The organism is Saccharopolyspora hattusasensis, from assembly GCF_050972075.1.
GTDB classification, from domain to species: domain Bacteria; phylum Actinomycetota; class Actinomycetes; order Mycobacteriales; family Pseudonocardiaceae; genus Saccharopolyspora; species Saccharopolyspora hattusasensis.
The window spans coordinates 4,204,170-4,228,322 of record NZ_JBPCDC010000001.1 but is presented as its reverse complement, the minus strand read 5'-3'; the positions used below and the strand labels follow the sequence as shown (position 1 = coordinate 4,228,322).

The 24,153-nt window shown below is 68.7% G+C and carries 20 protein-coding genes, 1 tRNA gene and 1 pseudogene; 12 read left to right on the top strand and 10 right to left on the bottom strand.

Features of this window, described 5'->3' with window-relative positions:
* Positions 1–479: 479 nt before the first annotated feature.
* A complete protein-coding gene (locus tag ACRXBZ_RS19930; protein ID WP_246869157.1) occupies positions 480–1,058 on the top strand; it encodes a TetR/AcrR family transcriptional regulator in 579 nt (192 codons plus the stop codon).
* On the opposite strand, the gene ACRXBZ_RS19925 is transcribed toward ACRXBZ_RS19930, so the two are convergent.
* Entirely contained in the window at positions 1,028–2,206 is a 1,179-nt protein-coding gene (locus ACRXBZ_RS19925) for an amino acid deaminase/aldolase (RefSeq protein ID WP_433880370.1), read from the bottom strand. The genes ACRXBZ_RS19930 and ACRXBZ_RS19925 overlap by 31 nt on opposite strands.
* A gap of 76 nt (positions 2,207–2,282) precedes the next feature.
* Here ACRXBZ_RS19925 and ACRXBZ_RS19920 point away from each other — a divergent pair.
* From ACRXBZ_RS19920 to ACRXBZ_RS19905, 4 genes and pseudogenes are all read left to right on the top strand, one after another.
* A pseudogene (locus ACRXBZ_RS19920) lies at positions 2,283–2,669 on the top strand (transposase); the annotation flags it as partial.
* Between the two features lie 544 nt (positions 2,670–3,213).
* The gene (locus ACRXBZ_RS19915) at positions 3,214–4,056 is read left to right on the top strand and encodes a transposase (protein WP_433880369.1); all 843 of its coding nucleotides are present in this window, start codon (positions 3,214–3,216) and stop codon (positions 4,054–4,056) included.
* Between the two features lie 106 nt (positions 4,057–4,162).
* Positions 4,163–5,935 (top strand): IS1182 family transposase, encoded by a 1,773-nt coding sequence (locus ACRXBZ_RS19910; RefSeq protein ID WP_433877452.1) that lies wholly within the window; start codon positions 4,163–4,165, stop codon positions 5,933–5,935.
* Positions 5,936–6,038: 103 nt separating this feature from the next.
* Positions 6,039–7,349, top strand: coding sequence for a D-arabinono-1,4-lactone oxidase (locus tag ACRXBZ_RS19905; RefSeq protein ID WP_433883921.1), 1,311 nt, complete (start codon positions 6,039–6,041; stop codon positions 7,347–7,349).
* A 52-nt stretch (positions 7,350–7,401) separates the two neighbouring features.
* Here ACRXBZ_RS19905 and ACRXBZ_RS19900 read toward each other — a convergent pair whose 3' ends face one another.
* The 9 genes from ACRXBZ_RS19900 to ACRXBZ_RS19860 all read right to left on the bottom strand — a co-directional run bounded on the left by ACRXBZ_RS19900 (position 7,402) and on the right by ACRXBZ_RS19860 (position 14,399).
* Positions 7,402–8,058, bottom strand: a complete 657-nt coding sequence (locus tag ACRXBZ_RS19900) for an SDR family oxidoreductase (RefSeq protein ID WP_433880368.1) — start codon at positions 8,056–8,058, stop codon at positions 7,402–7,404.
* A 201-nt stretch (positions 8,059–8,259) separates the two neighbouring features.
* On the bottom strand, positions 8,260–8,892 hold the full coding sequence (locus ACRXBZ_RS19895; protein ID WP_433883920.1) for a hypothetical protein: 633 nt from the start codon (positions 8,890–8,892) through the stop codon (positions 8,260–8,262).
* A gap of 298 nt (positions 8,893–9,190) precedes the next feature.
* Complete coding sequence (locus tag ACRXBZ_RS19890; RefSeq protein WP_433880367.1) at positions 9,191–9,979, bottom strand: IclR family transcriptional regulator; 789 nt, start codon at positions 9,977–9,979, stop codon at positions 9,191–9,193.
* Between the two features lie 220 nt (positions 9,980–10,199).
* On the bottom strand, positions 10,200–10,676 hold the full coding sequence (locus ACRXBZ_RS19885; protein WP_433880366.1) for an alpha/beta fold hydrolase: 477 nt from the start codon (positions 10,674–10,676) through the stop codon (positions 10,200–10,202).
* Positions 10,637–10,975 carry an alpha/beta fold hydrolase gene (locus ACRXBZ_RS19880; protein ID WP_433880365.1) on the bottom strand — a complete coding sequence of 113 codons (339 nt, stop codon included), beginning with the start codon at positions 10,973–10,975 and terminating at the stop codon, positions 10,637–10,639. Before ACRXBZ_RS19880 ends, ACRXBZ_RS19885 begins: the two co-directional genes overlap by 40 nt.
* Positions 10,976–11,006: 31 nt before the next feature.
* Positions 11,007–11,453: an HD domain-containing protein gene (locus ACRXBZ_RS19875; protein ID WP_433880364.1), complete on the bottom strand. Its 447-nt coding sequence runs from the start codon at positions 11,451–11,453 to the stop codon at positions 11,007–11,009.
* A gap of 40 nt (positions 11,454–11,493) precedes the next feature.
* Positions 11,494–11,877 (bottom strand): anthrone oxygenase family protein, encoded by a 384-nt coding sequence (locus tag ACRXBZ_RS19870; protein ID WP_433880363.1) that lies wholly within the window; start codon positions 11,875–11,877, stop codon positions 11,494–11,496.
* Positions 11,878–11,971: 94 nt separating this feature from the next.
* Positions 11,972–13,696 (bottom strand): IS1182 family transposase, encoded by a 1,725-nt coding sequence (locus tag ACRXBZ_RS19865; protein WP_433883919.1) that lies wholly within the window; start codon positions 13,694–13,696, stop codon positions 11,972–11,974.
* Between the two features lie 620 nt (positions 13,697–14,316).
* A tRNA-Leu gene (locus tag ACRXBZ_RS19860) sits at positions 14,317–14,399 on the bottom strand.
* Positions 14,400–14,609: 210 nt separating this feature from the next.
* On the opposite strand from ACRXBZ_RS19860, the gene ACRXBZ_RS19855 reads away from it, so the two are divergent.
* Genes ACRXBZ_RS19855 through pknB form a run of 7 tightly spaced genes read left to right on the top strand, consistent with a single transcriptional unit; the run spans position 14,610 to position 24,095 of the window.
* Entirely contained in the window at positions 14,610–16,001 is a 1,392-nt protein-coding gene (locus ACRXBZ_RS19855) for an FHA domain-containing protein (RefSeq protein ID WP_433880362.1), read from the top strand.
* Between the two features lie 47 nt (positions 16,002–16,048).
* A complete protein-coding gene (locus ACRXBZ_RS19850) occupies positions 16,049–16,513 on the top strand; it encodes an FHA domain-containing protein FhaB/FipA (RefSeq protein ID WP_168585963.1) in 465 nt (154 codons plus the stop codon).
* The gene (locus tag ACRXBZ_RS19845) at positions 16,510–17,910 is read left to right on the top strand and encodes a protein phosphatase 2C domain-containing protein (RefSeq protein WP_433880361.1); all 1,401 of its coding nucleotides are present in this window, start codon (positions 16,510–16,512) and stop codon (positions 17,908–17,910) included. Before ACRXBZ_RS19850 ends, ACRXBZ_RS19845 begins: the two co-directional genes overlap by 4 nt.
* Positions 17,910–19,319, top strand: coding sequence for an FtsW/RodA/SpoVE family cell cycle protein (locus tag ACRXBZ_RS19840; protein ID WP_433880360.1), 1,410 nt, complete (start codon positions 17,910–17,912; stop codon positions 19,317–19,319). Before ACRXBZ_RS19845 ends, ACRXBZ_RS19840 begins: the two co-directional genes overlap by 1 nt.
* Positions 19,316–20,770, top strand: a complete 1,455-nt coding sequence (locus ACRXBZ_RS19835; RefSeq protein WP_433880359.1) for a peptidoglycan D,D-transpeptidase FtsI family protein — start codon at positions 19,316–19,318, stop codon at positions 20,768–20,770. Before ACRXBZ_RS19840 ends, ACRXBZ_RS19835 begins: the two co-directional genes overlap by 4 nt.
* Positions 20,771–20,773: 3 nt before the next feature.
* Positions 20,774–22,102, top strand: coding sequence for a serine/threonine-protein kinase (locus ACRXBZ_RS19830; protein ID WP_433880358.1), 1,329 nt, complete (start codon positions 20,774–20,776; stop codon positions 22,100–22,102).
* 37 nt (positions 22,103–22,139) lie between these two features.
* A complete protein-coding gene (gene pknB / locus ACRXBZ_RS19825) occupies positions 22,140–24,095 on the top strand; it encodes a Stk1 family PASTA domain-containing Ser/Thr kinase (protein ID WP_433880357.1) in 1,956 nt (651 codons plus the stop codon).
* The last annotated feature ends 58 nt before the right edge of the window (positions 24,096–24,153 follow it).

Below are 24,153 nucleotides of genomic sequence, written 5' to 3'. Positions count from 1 at the left end.
ACGATGACCCTTCTGTCACTGAAAATAACGACTCGAATCACACTAGATAGCGAACTTGCGCGCTGACAACATGACTCAATGCATATGACAACGATGTAACGCGACCGGATCCGCAGGTCAGAGCCGCGCCTCGGAACCCCCGAATGACCAGACACCGGGGTTCGGTCAAGGCGTCTACAGGGAAACCACCCGATCGACTGATACCGTCCCCGGCATGTCCGGAGCGCAACACCGCCTGCGGGCCGGGAAACTGTGGACATCGCCGGCGCCGGGCGAAACCCTCGCCCCACGTTGGTGAACCAGACCGCCGAGTCGAGCTCGGCACCATCTGCCCAGGGCTCCCTCCCCTGAGAGAGAATCATGGTCGTGGTCGGCAAGATGGTCATTTAGAACTTGATCAAGGAGTTGCCTTGCCTGCCGAAGTAGCCCCGCTGCGCCGAAAGCCGGTCCAGCAGCGCAGTGCACAACGTGTGGAGAAGATGCTCTCGGCGTGTGCCGAGCTGATCGACGAGGTGGGCTATGACGGGTTGACAACCACTCTCATCGCCGAGCGCGCCGGCGTGGCGGTCGGATCGCTCTACCAGTTCTTCCCCGACAAGCGCGCCGTCGTCCAGGAACTAACGCTGCGCAACCTCGACCGCTTCGTGCGCACCGTGTCCGCGCGGTTCGACCAGTTGGAGCTGGAGCACTGGTGGGACGCGGTGGACGCGGTCTTCGACGTCTACCTGACGATGCACCGCGAAGTCCCGGCGTTCAGCCGGCTGCACTTCGGCGACGTGGTCGACCTGCGGCTGCTGGACCCAAGCAAGGACAACAACGCGGTGATCGCCGAGAAGCTCACCGGGCTGATCGGCGAGGAGTTCGGGCTCGCCCCGGCCGACCTGCTGCTTCCACTGGCGGTCGCAGTCGAGGCGGCGGACGCGGTGCTGCACCTGGCGTTCCGGCGCGACCCGGCCGGGGAGCCCACGCTCGTCGCCGAGGCGAAGGAACTGGTGCGGGGCTACCTGTCGAACCGGATGCCCGCGGATCAGCCGAAGGACTTTCCCTCGCCCCGGTAGGTCGGCGCGGTGCCGGTCAGCCGGTCGGCCGCCACCAGGTGGTAGTGGGTGAACCGCTCGGCCAGCTCGCCCGCTTTGGCATGCCGGAACCAGACCCGGTCGCCGAGCCGGAGCCGCCGGGCCGCGTCGCCGGCCACGGGGGTCTGCACCTCGCCGGTGCCCTCGGTCGCGAGCAACTGGAGGCCAGCCGGCCAGTGCGGCGTCGGCACCCGGTCCGCGCCGGGCGGCCCGGAAGCGAGATAGCCACCGCCGAACACCGTCGCGATGCGCGCGGCGGGGCGATGCACCACGGGTAGTGCGTAGAGGACCGCCGGGCGCGGGCGGAAGGCTCGGTAGCCGTCGAACAGCGTCGGGCCGATCAGCCCGGAGCCGGCTGCCACCTCGGTGACGGCGCGTTCCGCGGCGGTGCCCTCCAGGCTGCCGGTGCCACCGCCGTTGACGTACTCCAGGGGCGCCAGCGCGCGCACCACCCGCACCACCTCGGCCCGGCGTTCGGCCAGTTCGGCGGCCGAACGGCGCTGCATCCAGCGCAGCGCGGCGGCCTTCAGCGGCCGGCCGGGCGGCGCGTCGCCGAGCCCGGCTATCTGGCCTTCGTACGCCATCAGCCCGACCAGGAGAAAACCCTTGCGGCGCACCACGGATTCGGCGAGCCGCCGGGCCTGCGCGGCGGTGTGCACCGGGGAGCGCCGGGCGCCGAGGTGCAGGCCGGGCAGCGGCCGCCAGGACGCGTCGATTTCGAGGCAGAGCCGGATCTTGGGCCGGGCGGAGCCGGTGGCGGCGTCGATGAGGTCGAGGTGGTCGACGGAGTCGACCACGAGCGCGATCGACGCGGCGGCCGCCGGGTCGGCCGCGAGCTCGCGCAGCGCCGAGCGGTCGGCAGTCGGGTAGGCGACGAGGGCGTCGTCACTCAGGCCTTCGCGGTGCAACCAGAGCGCTTCGGCCAGGGTGTAGCACATCAGCCCGGCGAAGCCGGGGGTGCGCAGCACCCGTTGCAGGAGGTCTCGGCAGCGCACCGACTTGGTGGCCACCCGGATCGGCCGCCCGGCGGCACGGCGCGCCAGGTCGGCCGCGTTGCTGTCGAACGCGTCGAGGTCGGCCACCGCGAAGGGCGGGTCGAGCTCCCTGGTGATCTCTTCGAACCGGCGCACGGCGACAACAGTGACCCTGCTGGCTAATTCGGCGAGGGGCTGGGTTTGGTGTCGCCGCGGTCCGTTGAGCTGGTGCATGATCTTTCTGCGGTCGACTTACCCGCTTCCTGGCCGCAGGATGGAGTGTGTGGTGTCTATGCAGCCCCGGCCGTGGCCGCGGATTCCGGAAGCGACCGTGCGTGCCGCGCGGGCGGCGGCGGGCACGAGCGAGTACCCGTTGGCGATGCGGGTCCGTGACGAGCTGGGTGAGCTGTTCAGCGATGCGGAGTTCATCGAGGCGTTCGGGGTGCGGGGGAAGCCTGGGTGGTCGCCGGGACGGTTGGCGCTGGTCACGGTGTTACAGATGGCGGAGAATCTGACCGATCGGGGTGCAGCCCACCGGGTCCGGTTCGGCATGGACTGGAAATACGCGCTCGGGATGGAGCTGGACGATCCGGGATTCGATGCGTCGGTCTTGTCGGAGTTCCGCACCAGGCTGGTCGCCCACGGGTTGGAGGAACGGGCGCTGGATCTGCTGCTGAAAGTGTTGCAGGACAAGGGATTGGTGGCCGCCGGCGGGAAGCAGCGCACCGATTCGACGCACGTGGTGGCGGCGGTGCGGGATCTCAACCGGCTGGAGCTGGCGGGTGAGTCGGTGCGGGCCGCGCTGGAGGCTCTCGCGGCCGCGGTACCGGACTGGCTGGCCGGGGCGATCGATGTGCCGGCGTGGGGACAGCGGTATGCCGCGCGGGTGGATTCCTGGCGGCTGCCCACCTCGGAGACCAAACGCCGGGATCTGGCGGTGACTTACGGTACCGACGGGTATGCGCTGCTGGGTGCGGTGTATTCCCCGAACGCTCCTGGCTGGTTGCGTGAGTTGCCTGCCGTGGAGGTGCTGCGGGTGGTGCTGCTGCAGAACTACACCCGCACGATCACCGGCAACGGACGGGAGGTGATCACACGGCGGGAGGCGGACACGGACGGTCTCCCGCCAGGGAGATCGCGTCTGACCTCGCCGTATGACACCGATGCCCGCTGGGGCGGCAAACGCGACAACCTTCTGGAACGGCTACAAGGTGCACTTCAGCGAGACCTGCCAGCGCCCCGGCACCCAGCCGGAGCCGGCCGATGCCGCCGTGCCACGACCCAACCTGATCACGAACGTGGCGACCACGGACGCGAGTGTCCCGGACGTGGCCATGACCGAACCGATCCACCAGGCACTGGATCGTCGTGGCCTGCTGCCCGGCGAGCACTACCTGGACTCCGGCTACCCCTCGGCCGAGCTGATCGTCAGTTCCGTGACCGATTTCGGTGTCACGTTGATCACTCCCGTGCTGGCCGACCACTCACCGCAGGCCCGGGCCGGCGCCGGGTTCGACCGCACCCGCTTCACCATCGATTTCGATCGCGAGCAGGCCACCTGCCCGCAGGGCCAGACCAGCTCCACCTGGAACCCGGCCACCCAGCGCGGCACCGACACGATCGTGATCACCTTCGCGACCGCGACCTGCGGGCCCTGTCCGGTCCGCGAGCAGTGCACCACCTCCCGGACCCGGCGCCGGCACATCACCGTGCACCCGCGGGCCGTCCACGAGGCTCAACGCGCTGCCCGCGCCGACCAGGAAACCAAGGACTGGCAAGCCGAATACGCGCTGCCGGCCGGGGTCGAGGGCACCATCCGCCAAGGCATCGCGGTCACCGACCTGCGCCACGCCCGTTACCGCGGACTGGCCAAAACCCACCTGCAACACGTGTTCTCCGCGGTCGCACTCAACCTGATCCGCCTGGATGCCTGGTGGAACGGCCACCCCCTCGACCGAACCCGCACCAGCCATCTCACCCGCCTCGAACACGCCCTCGCAGCATGATCAGGAATTAACCAGCAGGATCAACAGTGACCCTGGTGGTTAATTCTCGGGTTGGGTGAGGGTGTGTTGGGTAGGCCCGGGATGATGATCTTGCGGCAGTCTTGTGGTGTCTGGCCGCAGGATGGAGATCGTGGTGTCGGTGCAGCCGCAGCCCTGGCCGGAGCCGGTCCCGGAGATCGCCGCGGCGATCCGGGCGATGTACAGCGGGCGACGTGAGGTGCCGTTGGCTGTGCAGGTCCGTGATCAGCTCGGTGAGCTGTTCGCGGACGCTGAGTTCGCCACGGCGTTCGGGGCTCGTGGCAAGCCCGGCTGGTCGCCGGGCATGCTCGCCATGATCACGGTGCTGCAGAAGGCGGAGGATCTGACCGACCGACAGGCCGCCGACGCGGTGCGCACCAACCTCGCCTGGAAATACGCGCTGGGGCTGGAGTTGACCGACCCCGGTTTCGACCACACGGTGCTCAGCGAGTTCCGTGCCCGCGTTGTCCAGCACCGGCTGGAGGAGAAGGCCCTGGACCTGCTGCTGGCGGTGTTGCGGGACAAGGGCTTGGTCACCGCTGGTGGCAAGCAACGCACGGACTCCACGCATGTGATCGCCGCGGTGCGGGACCTCAACCGGCTGGAGTTGGCGGGTGAGGCGGTGCGGGCTTGTCTGGAAGCCCTGTCCGCCGCGGCCCCGCATTGGGTGGCCGAGGTGCTCGACGTTCCGGGCTGGAGCCGGCGTTACCAGCAGCGGATCGACACCTGGCGCTTGCCGGCCTCGCAGACCAAGAAGGACGAACTCGCCCTGTCCTACGGCAAAGACGGCTTCACGTTACTGGCAGCCGTCTACGCGCCCGCCTCGCCGACGTGGCTGCGTGAACTCCCGGCCGTGGAGATCCTGCGCGTGGTGCTGGTCCAGAACTACACGCGCACCGTGGCCAGGAATGGACGAGAGGTGATCAAGCGGCGGGGGAATGACATCGATAAGGATGGTGGTCTCCCGCCCGGCTGTCGGCGCTTGACCTCACCCTACGACACCGACGCCCGTTGGGGCGTCAAGCGGGATATGTTCTGGAACGGCTTCAAGGTCCACATCAGTGAGACCTGTGCGGCTCCCGCCCCGACGGAACCCGCCGAGGATGCCGGCTGTCGCTGTCCTGCCGCGCAGAAGCCGAATCTGATCACGAACGTCGCCACGACCGACGCCACCGTCTCTGACAGCACGATGCTCGAACCGATCCATCAGGCTCTGCGGAAACGGGATCTGCTGCCCGACGAGCACTACCTTGATTCCGGTTACCCGTCCGCCGAACTGATCGTGGGGTCCCTGGAGAACTTCGGCATCGCGCTGATCACCCCTGTGCTGCTGGACCGCTCCCGCCAGGCCAAGGCCCACGAGGGATTCGCCGCGTCGGACTTCGCCGTCGACTGGCAGGCCCAACGGGTGACCTGCCCGGCTGGACAACTCAGCTCGTCGTGGACTCCTTGTGTCCAAGACGGGGTCCCCAAGACGGTGGTCACGTTCTCCAAGACGGTCTGTGGCTCCTGCCCACATCGGGCGCAGTGCACCACCGCGAAAAGCGGACGCCGACAGATCTCCTTACATCCCAGGGAGATGACCGAGGCACTGCGACGGGCCCGCGCCGAGCAGGAGACCCAGGACTGGCAGAAGGACTACGCCCTCCGCGCGGGCGTCGAAGGCACGATCCGCCAGGCCACGGCCGTCACCGGACTACGCCGTGCCCGCTACCGAGGCCTGGCCAAGACCCACCTCGACCACGTCTACTCAGCCGCCGCACTGAACCTGATCAGACTCGACGCTTGGTGGAACGGCCACCCGCTCGACCGGACCCGCACCAGCCACCTCTCCCGCCTCGAACTCAGCCTGGCAGCCTGAACCAATTAACCACCAGGATCAACAGTAGGCCGAAAACACTTGTTATGTGAATTTAATTCACATAATTTCTCCGTGACGGCCCCCAAAGGAGCGAGGGTTGGCGATGCAGCGTTGGACCAACTGGGCGGGCACTGCCACCGCCACACCCAGCGCGCTGGTGACGCCCCGCGACACCGAAGAGGCCGCTGCCGCGATCCGCGCCGCAGCACGCGACGGCGGCACAGTCCGCCCGCTGGGCACCGGCCACTCGTTCTCCGGCATCGGCTCGCCGGACACCGGCTGCGCCCTGGACCTCTCGCACTGGTCCGGAATCGTGCAGGCCGACCCGCACAGCGGGCTGGTCAAGGTGCGCGCCGGCACGCCCCTGAGCCGGCTCAACGCCGAGCTCGACGGGCTCAGCCTGGCGATGGCGAACCTCGGCGACATCGACCGGCAGACCATCGCCGGGGCGATCTCCACCGGCACCCACGGCACCGGCGCCCGGCTGGGCGGGCTGGCGACGCAGGTCGAGGAGCTGGAACTGCTGCTCGCGGACGGCACCGAGCGGCGCTGCTCCGCCGAGGAGAACCCGGAGCTGTTCGCCGCCGCCCGCGTCGGGCTCGGCGCGCTCGGGGTGATCACGACCGTGACGTTGCGCTGCGTGCCCGCGTTCGCGCTGGTCGCCGACGAACGACCCGTCCGCCTGGATGACGTGCTGGACCGCTTCGACCAGCTCACCACCGACAACGACCACGTCGAGTTCTACTGGTTCCCGCACGCGTCGAACACGCTGGTCAAACGGAACAACCGGCTCCCCGCCGAGGAATCACCGCGGCCGCTGCACCCGCTCCGGCACTTCCTGGAGTACGAGGTGGTGGAGAACCGGCTGTTCGGCACGATCTGCCGGCTGGGGCGCGCGATCCCCGCGTCGGTACGACCGCTAAACCGGCTCTGCGCCTCGACCTGGTCCGCGCGTTCCTACAGCGATCGTTCGCACCGGGTCTTCACGACGCAGCGGACAGTCCGGTTCGTCGAATCCGAGTACGCCGTGCCGCGGGAGGCGCTGCGGGACGTGCTCGGGGAACTGCGCGCCGCGGTCGGGCGGCTCGCCGACCCGGTGATGTTCCCGGTGGAGGTGCGGGTCGCGGCGGCCGACGACGTGTGGCTGTCGACCGCCTACCAGCGCCCGTCGGCCTACATCGCGATCCACCAGTTCCAGGGGATGCCGCACCGGCGCTGGTTCGACGTCTTCGAGGACATCGTCGGCGCGGCGGGCGGGCGACCGCACTGGGGCAAGATGCACCGCCTCGACGCCTCGTCGCTGCGCGAGCGCTACCCGCGCTTCGACGACTTCCGCCGGGTGCGCACCGAGGTCGACCCCGACGGCGTCTTCCGCAACCGGTACCTCGATCGTGTCCTCGGCCCCTGTGGATAACTCACGATTTCGGTGGAAACCGGCGTGTCGCTCTCCACCGAAATCCCGGCCGTCAAACCAGCGCGACGCGGAGGGCTTCGGGGATCGGGATTTCGCCGTTGACGAGCTCCAGGGCTCGCCGGGACGCGGCCGGCTCGTCGAGCAGGGCGAGCAGCACGGCGGCGACGTCGGCGCGGGTCACCTCGGCCCGGCCGACCGACTCGGCCAGCGTCACGCGACCGGTGGGCGGATCGTCGGTCAGCCTCCCCGGCCGCAGGATCGTCCAGTCCAGATCCCGCGACCGCAAGTCCTCCTCGGCAGCTCGCTTGGCGTCCAGGTACGCGCCGAACACCGGGTCCACACCGGGCGGGTTCGGCCGCGTCGTACCCATCGAACTCACTTGCAGGAAACGACGAATCTCCGCCCTCTCGCACGCGTCCGCGAGCAGCGCCGAGGCGGCGCGGTCCACAGTGTCCTTTCGCGGCGCGCCGCTTCCGGGACCGGCTCCGGCGGCGAAGACAGCAGCGTCCACACCGGACAGCAGGGCGGCGAGCCGGGCGACGTCGACCTGCTCCAGATCGGCAAGCTGTGGCTCGACGCCGTCGGCGCGGAGGTCCTCGGCCTGGTCCGGGTTCCGGATCAGTCCGAGCACGGCATCGCCGCGCTCGACGAGCATCGCCCCCAGGTGTCGCGCGATCTTCCCGTGGGCTCCGGCAATCACGATTCGCATGCCATCCAACGTAGGACAACCCGCGGTTCCAGGCCGCCCGCATAGCCTGTGGACAACTAGCCACATCCTGTGGACAACTGGGGCCGGCCGCCGCTGCGGTTCCCCCGTGGCGCGGCTGCCAAGCCGTCGGTCGTGAGTGCGTAGTCGAGTGGCGCGCCCGATTACGCACTCACGACCAGACCCCAGGGGCTGGCTCGTGGGTCAGCTGCGGGACGGGGTGGGGGCCTCCGTCGCGAGCAGCTGCTGGTAGACGACCTCGTTCACCCAGCGGGACACCGCGGTGTGCTCCACCGGCGGCGCGTCGTCGAAGCACCGCCCGACCAGCTCCACCTGCACGTCGTCGCCGTTGGCGCTGAGCACCGCGATGCCGAACTGGCGGGCGCGGATCAGGCAGGCGGAAGCGAAGTCGGGGGCCACGGCCACGTCGCGCGGCACCAAGATCGCGGAGCTGACGAACCGGGCGAACGGCACCACGGCGGTCAACGCGCTGCGCCAGTGCCGGGCCGGGGCGAGCACACCGGTGATCCGGGCGGCGGGGGGCGGCACCCGCCCGTCCATCTCGGGCCACACCCAGGTGGCGATCTCGGCTCGGTCCAGCACCGGCCCGCTGCCGAAGCACAGCCGCTCGGCGTGCGCGTCGGGGAGCAGTTCGGCGGTCGCGATGATCTGCCGACCGAGCAACTTCACGGGCGGCAGCACGCTGCCCGCCCACCCCAACGTGTCCACCGTCCGCTCGGCGAGCCGACCCATGGAGGCCGCGAGCCCTAGCGGGGACCGGAGTTGCGTCGTCGAGCAGGCTTGGAGCTCGTCCTCGGTCCAGGCACGTCCCGGCATTCCGGTCACGGCGTTCCGCCTCCCTCATGCACTGCGCTTGCACTCCGCGGCCACCGACAACGGGGCCACTGCTGACCTAAACAGCTCGGAGCTGGTATTGCGCTGCTCAACAGGGTTCCTGCGACCGGCGGCGGGCATCGGTCGGTGACTGGTCGATGAATGACAACGGGACTTCAGCCCAGCGATGCCGCCATTCAGGTGAACCGGTACGGCACATGGCGTTCAGGTTTCCCCAACCGGCAGAACCGAATTTCGCCATCTTCGCAAAACGACCGCCCGCCGGGCGGCGGGCGGGACGTCAGTGCGACAGCAGGTCGAGGTTGGCCCGATCCTGCTCGACGAGCCGCTGGCGGATCGCTTCCGCGGCAGGCAGCAGCGGCTTCACCAGCTTCGAAACCTCGGCGCGAACGCTGTGCGCCACTACCCCGAGCGCCGCGACGACTACTCCGTCGGCGTCATGCACCGGCACCGCGACGGAGCAGTTACCGAGCGTCATCTCCTCGTTGGCCTGCGCGAAACCGCGACTGCGCACGGTCTGCAGCTCGCGCCCCAGGCGACCGGGTTCGGTAATGGTAAACGCGGTGAACCGGGACAGCCCGCGCTCGCAGTACTGGTGCATCACCACGCTCGGGGCGTGCGCCAGGAGCACCTTGCCGACGCTGGTCGAGTGCAGCGGCAGGCGGCCGCCGATGCGCGAGATGATCGGCACGGCGCGCGGCGAGGTGAGCTTCTCGACGTAAACGACCTCCATCCCGTCGCGTACCGCTAGGTGGACGTTGTCGTGGGTGCTCTGGCACAGGTCCTGCATGAACGGAAGGGCGATCTCGCGGAGTCGGCTGTTCACCGGCGCCAGCAGCCCGATCTCCCACAGCCGCAGGCCGATCGTGTAGCGGCCTTCGCCGTCGCGCTGCAGGGCGCCCCACATCTCCAGCTCGCGGACCAGCCGGTGCGCGGTGGCCAGCGGGATCTCCGCGCGGCGGGCGATGGCGGTGAGGGTGAGCCGGGCGTGTTCGATGTCGAAGGCGGTGAGGACGCTGAGCGCTCGCGCAGTGACCGACCGGCCAGGATCCCGGCTGTTGCCCGCCATCGCTTCCTCCCGTGCACGCGGTCCGAGATCGCGGGATCCCGGTCACCCGGCCCGAGCGGACTCCGGTGCCGCCCGCACCGACTCCAGTGTTCACCCGGAACGATGGCTCAAGCCCAGCACAGTCCGCGGCTGTCGCCAAGACCGAGAAGCCGATCACCGAGGTCTGATCTGTCGGGGACGGCAGCCCCGTTCGGGATTCCGCAGCGAGAGGTGATGGTGATCACGAAATTTGGCTCAGTCCGAGGAGCGCGGTGAACGCCTCCGCCTGCTCGACGTTGGCCAGGTGGGCGGCGTGCGGCAGCACTTCCAGCCGGGCATTGGCGTCGATTCCGTCGACGATCGCGGCGCCGTGCTCCGGCGGCGTGGCGGGATCGTCGGCCCCGGCAACGACCAGCGTCGGCGCGGTGATGGCGGGCAGGTCGGCTCGCAGGTCAACACGGCCGATCAGCTCCGAGCACAGCGCGTACGCCTCGTCGTCGGTGCTGGCGATCATCGCGGAGTAGGCGGCGGTTTCGGCGTGCCACTCGCGGAAGTACGGGGTGAACCAGCGCTCGATGGTCGGCGAGACCAACTCGTTGGTCCCGTGCTCCCGAGCCGCGGCGGCCCGGTCGAGCTCGACCTGCTCCTGCCCCAACCAGGCGGAACTGCAGCAGATGGTCAACCCTTCGATGCGCTCGCCGGCATGCGCCCCAGCCACAACCCGATCATCCCGCCGAGCGAAGAGCCCATGAACGAGGCCCGCGGAACCTCCAGGTGGTCCAGCAACGCGAGCACGTCCGCACCGAGGTCGGCCAGGGTGTACGGGCCGGGAAGCACCGGCGATTGGCCGTGCCCGCGCTGGTTGTACCGGAGCACGCGATAAGCGCTGTTGAGGGCTTCGAGTTGCGGATCCCACATCTCCCAGGTGCAACCGAGGGCGTTGGACAGCACCAGGACCGGAGCGTCGGCATGCCCGGTCTCCCGCCACTCCAAGCCGAGTTGTTCCCACCGAGTCACGCCGAAACCCCTCCGTCGTCGGCCGATCGGCTCACAGTCCCAGCAGTGCGCGCATCCGCGTGTACTTCCTGGTGAGCCGCTCCCGCGTCGCTTCGTCCAGCACGGCCAACCGCGCGGGGTCGGCGTTGTGCGCCAGGTCGGCCGCTTTCACCAGCAGCGCGCCCGGCGTCCCCAAGATCCGGGCGGCGTAGTCGGCGGGTTCTTCACCGGCCCGCTTGGTCACGGCCAGCACGATGGCCTTGGTCTCCGACGGGAGCGGAGCCCCCGACAACCAAGCCTCGGAAACGGCCCCGTCCTCGACGGCATCGTGCAACCAAGCAGCGGCGACCTGAGCCTCGCTCCCACCCCTGTCCCGCACCCCGGCGGCAACGGCGGCCAGGTGCTCGACGTAGGGCCGACCGGCCTTGTCGACCTGCCCACCATGAGCCCGAGCGGCAAGAGAAGCAACCTCGTCAAGCCCCAGAACCCGACCACCCACGACGAAACCGTACAACCCCCGCGACCACCGAGGGCCCGGCTCAGAGCACCTCGACGACCAACGCCAGGAGACAACCGAAGGAACCGGTAGCAGCGAATGCCCGAACCAGGTTCCACCGCACCCAACGCACCTCGAACCGAGCGCGCGCAGCGGCGGGGTCGGCACCTTCGCCGGCGGCGAGCTCGTTGTTCAACGGCACGTTCACGGCAGCGGTGACGACAAACATCGCCAGGTACAGCAAGAACCCGGCAGCGCCCCACCCCGTGCCGGCCCCACCGCCGAACCACAGCAGAGGGGCGCCCAACCCGCTGACGACCAACCCGCCGAGGAACAGCGACAAGAACAACCAGTTGACGATGGCCACATTGATGCGCTGCATCACATCGACAAAGGACCGGTCCGCAACGCCCCGAAGCCCGGGCATGACGGCGTACCCGAAACCCGGCGTTCGAGATTCGCGCGAACCACGAGAAACCAACCACACCAACCCAGCGGAGATCCTGCTGGTTAATTCCTGATCATGCTGCGAGGGCGTGTTCAAGGCGGGTGAGATGGCTGGTGCGGGTTCGGTCGAGGGGGTGGCCGTTCCACCAGGCATCCAGGCGGATCAGGTTGAGTGCGACCGCGGAGAACACGTGTTGCAGGTGGGTTTTGGCCAGTCCGCGGTAACGGGCGTGGCGCAGGTCGGTGACCGCGATGCCTTGGCGGATGGTGCCCTCGACCCCGGCCGGCAGCGCGTATTCGGCTTGCCAGTCCTTGGTTTCCTGGTCGGCGCGGGCAGCGCGTTGGGCCTCGTGGACGGCCCGCGGGTGCACGGTGATCTGCCGGCGCCGGGTCCGGGAGGTGGTGCACTGCTCGCGGACCGGACAGGGCCCGCAGGTCGCGGTCGCGAAAGTGATCACGATCGTGTCGGTGCCGCGCTGGGTGGCCGGGTTCCAGGTGGAGCTGGTCTGGCCTTGCGGGCAGGTGGCCTGCTCGCGATCGAAATCGATGGTGAAGCGGGTGCGGTCGAACCCGGCGCCGGCCCGGGCCTGCGGTGAGTGGTCGGCCAGCACGGGAGTGATCAACGTGACACCGAAATCGGTCACGGAACTGACGATCAGCTCGGCCGAGGGGTAGCCGGAGTCCAGGTAGTGCTCGCCGGGCAGCAGGCCACGACGATCCAGTGCCTGGTGGATCGGTTCGGTCATGGCCACGTCCGGGACACTCGCGTCCGTGGTCGCCACGTTCGTGATCAGGTTGGGTCGTGGCACGGCGGCATCGGCCGGCTCCGGCTCCGGCTCCGGCTGGGTGCCGGGGCGCTGGCAGGTCTCGCTGAAGTGCACCTTGTAGCCGTTCCAGAAGGTGTCGCGTTTGCCGCCCCAGCGGGCATCGGTGTCATACGGCGAGGTCAGACGCGATCTCCCTGGCGGGAGACCGTCCGTGTCCGCCTCCCGCCGTGTGATCACCTCCCGTCCGTTGCCGGTGATCGTGCGGGTGTAGTTCTGCAGCAGCACCACCCGCAGCACCTCCACGGCAGGCAACTCACACAACCAGCCAGGAGCGTCCGGGGAATACACCGCCCCCAGCAGCGCATACCCGTCGGTACCGTAAGTCACCGCCAGATCCCGGCGTTTGGTCTCCGAGGTGGGCAGCCGCCAGGAATCCACCCGCGCGGCATACCGCTGTCCCCACGCCGGCACATCGATCGCCCCGGCCAGCCACTGCGGCACCGCGGCCGCGAGAGCCTCCAGCGCGGCCCGCACCGACTCACCCGCCAGCTCCAGCCGGTTCAGATCCCGCACCGCCGCCACCACGTGGGTCGAATCGGTGCGCTGCTTCCCGCCGGCGGCCACCAATCCCTTGTCCTGCAACACTTTCAGCAGCAGATCCAGCGCCCGTTCCTCCAACCCGTGGGCGACCAGCCTGGTGCGGAACTCCGACAAGACCGACGCATCAAACCCTGGATCGTCCAGCTCCATCCCCAGCGCGTATTTCCAGTCCATGCCGAACCGGACCCGGTGGGCCGCACCCCGATCGGTCAGATTCTCCGCCATCTGTAACACCGTGACCAGCGCCAACCGTCCCGGCGACCACCCAGGCTTCCCCCGCACCCCGAACGCCTCGATGAACTCCGCATCGCTGAACAGCTCACCCAGCTCGTCACGGACCCGCATCGCCAACGGGTACTCGCTCGTGCCCGCCGCCGCCCGCGCGGCACGCACGGTCGCTTCCGGAATCCGCGGCCACGGCCGGGGCTGCATAGACACCACACACTCCATCCTGCGGCCAGGAAGCGGGTAAGTCGACCGCAGAAAGATCATGCACCAGATCAACGGACCGCGGCGACACCAAACCCAGCCCCTCGCCGAATTAGCCAGCAGGGTCAGCGGAACCCCGAAAACACCCCAAACCTGTTTCGCTGACCGCTGAAGAGAACCCGAGGAACAGCCGACCCCCGAACGCCGAAGGCGACCTTCACCACAACCAAAGAAGCCCAGAGCCACTGCTGCCCCCGAAAACACCAGGGACATAACTCACAAGCCCCCGAGCGCCCCGGTAGAACCCCAGCCGGAGCAAGAGAGAACGCCCCGAATCAGAGACACAAACCACAACCGGCCAACAAGCCCAGCGGAGGCACGCGACCAGCAACAACCAACCCGCACGACCAGACCAGGGAAAACACAGCCACACAACCCACCCCGTCAGCAAAACCAGGGAAACGAACGGAGGCTGGTCGGTGAGCAAGCCGGGAACGCCCGAGAAGGCAAGGAGCCCGAGAGAAACGACCACCGCACCGTGGGGGTCTGCGGGGGCTCGGCCCCCGCAAAATAATAAGGAAGGGCCCTCCCGGCGAAGCATGAGCCGGGAGGGCCCTTCCGAGTGGGCGAGGAGGGAGTTGAACCCTCACGTCCTTTCGGACACACGGACCTGAACCGTGCGCGTCTGCCATTCCGCCACTCGCCCGTGGCTTGGCTGGAAGCTTATCTTGCTCTCTTCCGGCCCTTTGGCATCGGGGTCGCTTTCGCGCCCGCTGCCCTGTTGGCGGGAGAAGATTAGCACGGCTGACGAGGGGGTTCGGCGGGGGGTTGGACGAGTTGGGAACAGGGCGGTGTCTCGGCCCGTTGGCCCAGATACGATGGTCGCCAGGAGTCGTACGCGTGGAGGGATTTTGCCGTGGGCCTCGTGCAGCGCTTTGAGCGCCGACTCGAAGGCATCGTCGGTAACGGCTTTGCGCGCGTTTTCGGCGGAAAGGTCGTCCCCCAGGAGGTCGCCCAGGCTCTGCAGCGGGAAGCCGAGCTGCAGGTCCGGGAGCTCGCCGGGGGACGGTTGCTCGCTTGTAACCACTACGTTGTGCAACTGAGCCCGTCCGATCACGATCGGCTCACCGACGATGAGGCCCGGGTGACCGACCTCCTCGCCGACTGCGTTCAGGAGCATCTCACCGAACAGGGGTGGGACACATATGGTGACGTCGTAGTCTCCCTGGAGCGCTCTGAAACGCTGCACACGGGACAGTTTCGAATCAGCTCGACCGTCGACCCCGACGTGACTCGACGGCCGGCACAACCGCGTACCGCAGGAGACCGACCCATGAGCCAGCCACCAGGCCACTACCCCCAGGGAGATCCGTACAACCAGCAGGGGCAGTACGGCTACGACCAGGGTTACGGCCAAGGCCAAGGCCAAGGCCAAGACCCCAACTACGGCTACGGCCAGCAGCCGCAGCAGCCTGGTTATGACCAGGGCGGTTACGGCCAGCAGCAGCCTGGTTATGACCAGGGCGGCTACGGCCAGCAGCCGCAGCAAGCCGGTTATGACCAGGGCTACGGGCAGCAGCAGCCCGGCTACGACCAGGGCGGCTACGGCCAGCCCGCCGGTTATGACCAGGGCGGCTACGGCCAACAGCCGCCTGGTTACGACCAGGGCGGCTACGGCCAGCAGCCGCAGCAAGCCGGTTATGACCAGGGCTACGGGCAGCAGCAGCCCGGCTACGACCAGGGCGGCTACGGCCAGCCCGCCGGTTATGACCAGGGCGGCTACGGCCAACAGCCGCCGGGTTACGACCAGGGCGGCTACGGCCAGCCCGCCGCAGGCTACGACCAGGGTTACGGCCAGCAGCCGCAGCAAGCCGGTTACGACCAGGGCGGCTACGGCCAGCAGCCGGGTGGGGCGTACCCGCAGTCCGGTGGCTTCCCGGACCAGGGCTACGGCCAGCAGCCCGGCGGCGCCTTCCCGCAGAGCGGCGGCTTCGCCGCGGGTGGCCCGCGCGCGCAGATGACTGCGACGCTGCACCTCGACGACGGTTCGAACCGGTCGTACACGCTGCAGCACGGCTCGAACATCATCGGCCGGGGTCAGGAGGGGCAGTTCCGCCTGCCGGACACCGGGGTCTCGCGCAAGCACATCGAGATCACCTGGGACGGCCAGAGCGCGATGTTGGCCGATCTGGGTTCGACCAATGGCACCACGGTGAACGGCACGCCGGTGCAGACTTGGCAGTTGGCAGACGGCGACGTGATCAGGGTGGGCCACTCGTCCCTGGTCTTCCGCGCTCAGCAGGCCTGAGATCGCGGAACCCCGCGTCAAGACACGAGTAGGAGCGTTCACAACAAGTGCCAGAGCTGGTGATTCAGCTGACCAGAGCAGGGTTTCTCGCCCTGCTCTGGTTGTTCGTGCTGGCTGCGCTTCGCGTGGTTCGCTCGGATCTTTACTCGGCGTCCGGGATGCGGGTCCCGATGCCAGGTGCGAGTCGGCTACCGGGCAAGCAGGCCCGGGGCAAGAGCAAGGCGCCCCGCCAGATGGTGGTGACGCACGGCGCTCTCGCCGGCACGCGCATCTCCCTGGACGGCCGGCCGATCCTGATCGGTCGCGCCGATGACTCCACGTTGGTCCTCGACGACGACTACGCGTCGACACGACACGCGAGACTGTCGCTTCGAGGCTCCGATTGGTACGTGGAGGATCTAGGCTCCACAAACGGCACATACCTCGATCGGGCGAAGGTCACGGGGCCAACCAAGGTCCCGCTCGGCGTTCCGATCAGAATCGGCAAGACGGTGATCGAGCTGCGCTCATGACCCTCGTCCTTCACTACGCAGCCCGCAGTGACCGCGGCCTGGTGCGCTCCAACAACCAGGACTCGGTCTATGCCGGCCCACGACTACTCGCCCTCGCGGACGGCATGGGTGGACATGCCGCCGGTGAGGTCGCCAGCAAGGTCGTCATCGCGGCGTTGGCGCCGTTGGACGACGACGAGCCGAGCGACGACCTGCTCGGCCAGCTCCGCGGTGCGGTGCTGGCCGGCAACGGCGCGATCGCCGAGCTGGTGGCCAACGACCCGGACCTGGAGGGGATGGGCACCACGCTCACCGCTGTGCTGTTCGCAGGCAGCAAACTGGGCTTGGTGCACATCGGCGACTCCCGGGCCTATCTGGTCCGCGACGGCGAGCTGACCCAGATAACCCACGACGACACCTTCGTGCAGTCGCTGATCGACGAAGGCCGGATCACCGAGGAGGAGGCCGCGCACCACCCGCAGCGCTCGCTGCTGCTGCACGCGTTGACCGGCCACGAGGTGGAACCGAGCCTGGCGATCCGGGAAGCCCGGGCCGGCGACCGCTACCTGCTCTGCTCGGACGGCCTGACCGGCCCGGTGAGCACCGAGACCATGGCGGACGCGCTGCGCATCCCGGACCCGCAGCAGTGCGCGGACCGGATGATCGAGCTCGCCCTCAAGGGCGGTGGTCCGGACAACGTCACCGTGATCATCGCCGACGTCGTCGACGTCGAGTTCGGCGACGACGCCCCGATCGTCGGGGGCGCGGCGGGAAATGGCGATGAGCATCCGCAACCCGATTCGTCTGCGGCACGCGCATCCGCGGTGACCATGCCGCGGCCGCAGCCGCAGCGTTTCGAGCCCACCTCACCTCCACCGGAGCAGCCGCGCAAGCGCCGCTGGCTGCGTTCGCTGCTGGTGACGTGCGGCGTGCTCATCGTGCTGGCCGGAGTCGCGCTGGTTGGGCGTTGGTGGGTGCTCAACCAGTACTACCTCGGCGCGAACCGCGCCGATGAGGTGGTGATCTTCCAAGGAATGCAGGGCAGCGTGCTGGGTGTCTCGCTGAACTGGCAGGTCGAAACGTCCTGCCCGCCGGATTCCGCGCCGGACTGCACCCCGATCAAGGTGGTCGACCTGCAGGAAGCGCAGCGACCGGACGTCCGCAACGGCATCGCCGAGGTCAACGGGCTGCAGGAGGCCCGCGACGCGATGCGGCGGCTCCGGATGACCGCGCTGCTGCCGGAATGCCAGAAGCCCAAGCCGCCGCCAGCACAGCAGCCGCCGCCAGCGCAGCCCCCGGCTGGCCAGCAGCCGTCGCAGCCGCCGTCGCAGGGCCAGCAGCCCGAGCAGCCGTCGGACGCCACCCCGCTGCAGACGGAGGAGCAGCAGCCGGGCGTGACCTGCCGGATGGTGAGTTGATGGCGCAACCGGCCGTTACGACCGGAGCTGCCAGCGGGGCCCCCCGAGTCGACACTCGGCGGGGCACCGAGCTGTTCATGCTGGTTTGCTCGGCGGTGATCGTCACGTTCGCGCTGATCGTGGTGGAGGTCTCCCAGGAGCAGACCGTTACCCGGGAGCTGTTCTTCTACGGCTTGGCGTTCCTGGTGCTCTTCGGCGCGGCGCACCTCGGCGTCCGCCGGTGGGCTCCGTACGCCGACCCGTTGATCCTGCCGCTGGTGTCCTTGATCAACGGGATGGGCCTGGTGATGCTGCACCGGCTCGACCTGGCACCGGTGGTGGGAGCCCCGTACACGCCGAAGCAGATCGTGTTCACCACGGCGGGCGTGGTGCTGTTCATCCTGGTCCTGGTGTTTGTCAAGGACCACCGAACACTGGCGCAGTACAGCTACACCTGCGGGTTTGTCGGCCTGGCCTTGCTGGCGCTGCCCGGCCTGCTGCCCTCGAGCATTTCCGAGGTCAATGGCGCGAAGCTGTGGATCAATCTGGGTTTCGTGTCCATCCAGCCGAACGAGTTCGCCAAGATCCTGCTGCTGGTCTTCTTCGCCTCGTTCCTGGTGTCCAAGCGGGAGCTGTTCACCACTGCGGGCAAGCGGTTCCTCGGCATCGACTGGCCGCGCCCGCGTGACCTGATGCCGGTGATCGTCGCCTGGGCCCTGTCCATCGGCATCGTCGTGCTGGAGAAGGACCTCGGCACGTCGCTGCTGTTCTTCGGCATCGTGCTGGTGATGATCTACATCGCCACCGAGCGCGCGGTGTGGGTCTTCCTGGGTCTGTCGATGTTCGCGCTCGGCTGCATCATCGCGTTCAACCTGTTCGACCACGTCCAGGCCCGGGTGAACACCTGGCTGGACCCGCTGGCCGACGGTACTGCGAACGACCAGCTGCGGTCCGGCCTGTTCGGCATGGCCAACGGCGGGATCGGCGGCTCCGGTCTGGGCGCGGGCATGCCCAACCTGACCCCGCTGTCGTTCAGCGACTTCATCATCCCGTCGCTGGCCGAAGAGCTCGGCTTGGCCGGGCTGATGGCGCTGCTGATGCTGTACCTGCTCCTGATGATGCGCGGGCTGCGCAGCGCGCTCGCGGTGCGCGACTCGTTCGGCAAGCTGTTCGCCGGCGGTCTGTCGTTCACCATGGCGCTGCAGCTGTTCGTGGTCACTGGCGGTTCCACCGGGCTGATCCCGATGACCGGTCTCACCGCGCCGTTCCTGGCCTCGGGCGGTTCCTCGATGCTGGCCAACTACATGCTGGTCGCGCTGCTGCTGCGGATCTCCGACGCCGCGCGTCGCCCGCAGGCGCCCGCAAAGCCGAAGCCCAAGCAGGCCCCGATCGCGGAGGCACATACCGAGTTGGTGGAGCGTCCCCGATGAACAAGCCGCTGCGCCGGGTTGCGCTGGCGATGATGGTGATGGTCGTGCTGCTGATGGGCAACGCGACCTACGTGCAGGTCATCCAGGCCGACGAGTTGCGTGACCACCCGCTCAACAGGCGGACGATGTACGAGGAGAACTCGCGGGAGCGCGGGCAGATCATCGCCGGCGGCCAGTCGCTGGCGAGCTCGATGCCCATCGAGCACGACCGCTACGCGTTCCAGCGCACCTACCCGAACGGGCCGCAGTACGCCCCGGTCACCGGGTTCTACTCGTTCTTCTACGGATCCAACGGGGTCGAGCGCGCCGAGGACAAGATCCTCAACGGCACCGACGACAGCTTGGCCTTCGGCCAGCTCTCCGACATGATCACCGGCAACAAGCCGCGCGGTGGCAGCGTCGAGCTGACCATCAAACCGGCGATTCAGCAGGTGGCCTACGAGCAGCTGACCAAGCAGGGCTTCCACGGCTCCGTGGTGGCGCTCGACCCGAAGACCGGCAAGGTCCTGGCGATGGTCAACGCGCCGTCGTACGACCCGAACGTGCTGGCCACCACGAACAACAACGACGCCGCCGCGGAGTGGAAGAAGCTCAACGACAACTCGGATGCGCCGATGTCCAACCGGGCGGTCTCCGAGATCTATCCGCCGGGCTCGACGTTCAAGCTGATCACCACCGCCGCCGCGCTGCAGAACGGGTACAACCCGAACAGCCAGGTGGAGGCGGCCGCATCGATCACGCTGCCCGGCACCAACACGCAGCTGCCGAACTACGGCAGCAAGACCTGCGCGGGCAACACCCTGACGCAGGCGCTGGCGCACTCGTGCAACACCGCGTTCGCCAAGATCGCCGGTGAGGTCGGCCCGGAGAAGATGCGGGAGACCGCCGCCGCGTTCGGCTTCGGGCAGGACCTGGCGATCCCGATGACCGTCGCCAAGTCGGACCTGGGTCCGATGGCGGACACCCCGTCGCTGTACCAGAGCGGGATCGGCCAGCGCGACGTGCGGGTGACGCCGCTGCAGAACGCGATGATGGCCGCGGCCATCGCCAACGACGGCAAGCTGATGAAGCCGCAGCTGGTCGAGGCCACCCGGTCGCCGGACATGGCGGAGCTGAGCTCCTTCCAGTCGGAGGAGATCAACCAGGCAGTCTCGCCGGGCGTCGCGCGGATGATCCGCGACATGATGATCCAGTCGGAGAAGAACACCAAGGGCGGCGGCAAGATCTCCGGCATCGAGATCGCTTCGAAGACCGGTACCGCCCAGCACGGCGACGCCAAGGACCAGCCGCACGGTTGGTACGTCGCGTTCGCGCCGGCTGAGAACCCGACCATCGCCGTGGCGGTGATCGTGGAGAACGGTGGCGACGAGGGCACCGAGGCCACGGGTGGCTCGATCGCCGCCCCGATCGGCCGGGAGGTCATCCGGGCCGGTCTGCAGGGGGGTGGCTGACCCATGCTGACCTCCGGCCAGTTACTCGCCGACCGATACCGGCTCGGCCAGCGCATCGCCGTCGGCGGGATGGGCGAGGTTTGGCAGGCGGTGGACGTCCGGCTGGACCGGACCGTCGCGATAAAGGTCCTCAAGGCGGAGCTGTGCGGTGACGCCGAGTTCCTGCACCGCTTCCGCACCGAGGCCCGGACCACCGCGTCACTGAACCACCCGGGCATCGCCGCGGTGCACGACTACGGCGAGACCGCAGCCATCCCGGACGGCCCGGAGGACACCGCGTACCTGGTGATGGAGCTGGTCGAGGGCGAGCCACTGGCAGCGATCCTGGCCCGCGAGCGCCGCATCAACACCGACCACACGCTGGACATGCTGGAGCAGGCCGGTCGGGCGTTGCAGGCCGCGCACGAGCGGGGCCTGGTGCACCGGGATGTCAAGCCGGGCAACATCCTGATCACGCCCGAGGGCAAGGTGAAGCTGACCGACTTCGGCATCGCGAAGGCGGCCGACGCGGCACCGGTGACCCGCTCGGGAATGGTGATGGGCACCGCCCACTACATCGCGCCGGAGCAAGCCCTGGGCGACGACGCGACGCCGTCCAGCGACGTGTACTCGCTGGCCGTGGTCGGCTACGAGTGCCTGATGGGCCACCGCCCGTTCCTGTCCGAGAACGCGGTCACGGTCGCGATGATGCACATCCGGGAGATCCCGCCGCCGCTGCCGCCAGACGTGCCGCCGGGGGTGCGGGCGCTGATCGAGGCGACGCTGGCGAAGGACCCGCGACGCCGCTACGCCGACGGCGGCGAGTTCGCCAACGCCGTCGCCGCGGTGCGCGCGGGCATGCCGCTGCCCACCCCGTCCACGCTGGTCATGCCGCAGCAGCGGCAGCAGCGGCAGCAGCTGGTGCCGACGAACACCGGGGTGCTCCAGATGCCCGGGCAGCTGCCGCCGATGGGCAACACGTACCCGCCTGGGCTGATCCCGCCGCAGGCACCGGCCCCACAGCTGCCTGCCCCGCAGCTGCCAGCGCAGCAGGTGCCGTCCCCGCCTCGCACGAACAAGCTCATCGTCTGGGTGCTCGTCGCGGTGCTCGCGGTAGCCTTGCTGGTCGCTGTCGGTGTGACCACTTACTGGGTGGTCAACCGGGATCAGGGATTGGCCGGATCCGGCCATGTGACAACTCACAACCTGGATTCGGCAACTGCTTTGGGCCAGACTTCGCTACGGCGCACGCCCTTGATCGGGGCGGACCCCGCGAGTTGGCCGGACACGGAATTCGGGGGACCGCCGCCGGTCGTCCTGCTGGCACCGGCCGCACAGGGCGAATCGGCATGATGGGACGATCGTTGACAAGGATCGGAACGACACTTCGATGAGTTCACCTCGACTTCTGTCCAACCGCTACGAGCTCGGTGAGACTCTCGGCTACGGCGGTATGTCCGAGGTGCACCGCGGCCGCGACACCCGGCTAAGTCGCGACGTGGCGGTGAAGATCCTGCGCGCCGACCTCGCCCGCGACCCCACGTTCCAGCTGCGGTTCCGCCGGGAGGCGCAGAACGCCGCCGCGCTGAACCACCCGGCCATCGTGGCCGTCTACGACACCGGCGAGACGGAGGCCGAGAGCGGGCCGCTGCCGTACATCGTGATGGAGTACGTCGACGGCCGGACGCTGCGCGACATCGTCAAGACCGAGGGCCCGTTGTCGCCGCGCCGGGCCATGGAGGTCATGGCGGACGCGTCGGCTGCGCTGGACTTCAGCCACCGGCACGGCATCGTGCATCGGGACGTCAAGCCCGCCAACATCATGATCACCCGCGGCGGTGCCGTGAAGGTGATGGACTTCGGCATCGCCCGCGCGCTGGCCGACGGGCAGGCCGCGGTGACGCAGACCGCGGCGGTGATCGGGACCGCGCAATACCTCTCGCCGGAGCAGGCGCGTGGCGAGGCGGTGGACGCGCGAAGCGACGTCTACGCGTCCGGCTGCGTGCTGTTCGAGCTGCTCACCGGGGAGCCGCCGTTCACCGGCGACTCCCCGGTTGCGGTCGCCTACCAGCACGTTCGGGAGGAGCCGCGCAAGCCCTCCGACGTCAAGCCGACGACGCCGGCCTCGCTGGACGCCGTGGTGCTCAAGGCGTTGAGCAAGAACCCGGCCAACCGCTACCAGTCGGCCGCGGAGATGCGGGCCGACCTGGTGCGGGTGCTCTCCGGGCAGCGCCCGAAGGCGCCGATGATCATGTCCGAGGACGAGCGGACGGCGATGCTCTCGCAGGCCTCGGCGACCGAGGTGCTGCCGCCCGGCCGTCACCGGTCGGTCGACCGGGAGCCGGACGAGGCCGACGCCGAGCGGGAGCGCAAGAAGCGCAAGCACCGGACGATCGCGCTGGTCACCACGGCCTGCGTGATCGTGTTCGCGCTCGCCGCCTGGCTGGCGACCTGGATCTTCAACGGCTCACCGAAGACGGAAGTGCCGCCGAACTTCGTCAGCATGACCCGGGCCTCGGCCCAGGCCGAGGCCGACGCCCGGGGGTGGAAGCTCGCCTGGTGCGTGTCCCCGTCCAGCGTCGACAACATCGACAAGGTCGTCAGCCAGAAGCCGGCGCCGGGTGTGGCGGTGGCCAAGGAGACCCAGAAGATCGAGCTCTGCTCCGGCACCGGGCCGGCCAGCGTCCAGGTGCCGGACCTGAGCGGGCTGTCCATCCCCGAGGCGTCGCAGAAGTTGGACGAGGCCGGGCTCAAGCTGGGGCTGACGCCGTCCTACGAGGAGACCAGCGACCCCAAGCAGGTCGACAAGATCATCGACTGGGACAAGAAGGGCCAGTCCGTCACCCAGGGCACCACGATTTCCGTGACGGTGGGCAAGTCGATCCCGACGGTCGAGGTCAAGGACGTGCGCGGCATGCCCTACGACACCGCGAAGGCCTACCTGGAGGGTGCCGGGTTCAAGGTCAGCAGGCAGGACCGCGACTCCGACCAGGCACCGGACACCGTGCTCGACCAGAGCCCGTCGGGCGGTAGCAAGGCGCGGCCGAACACCGAGATCACCCTGGTGGTCTCCAACGGCCAGCAGATCACCATGCCGTCGCTGCTGGGCATGACGCCCAGTCAGGCCGAGAACGCCCTGCGGTCCCGTGGCTGGGACGGCGAGATCAACGAGGTCAACCAGCCGACCTCGGACAAGGGCCAGGACGGCAAGGTGGTCGGCTCGTCGCCGAGCAGCGGGCAGAAGCTGGGCAAGAACCAGTCGGTGACGCTGATGGTCGGCGACTACAGCAACAGCCCGACCACCAGTCCCCCGTCCAACGGCTCCCTCTTCCCGCCGTTCGGCTGACCTGTTCTGCGTGAGGGAGAATCCGTGACCGGGCAACCGGGTCACGGATTCGCGCATC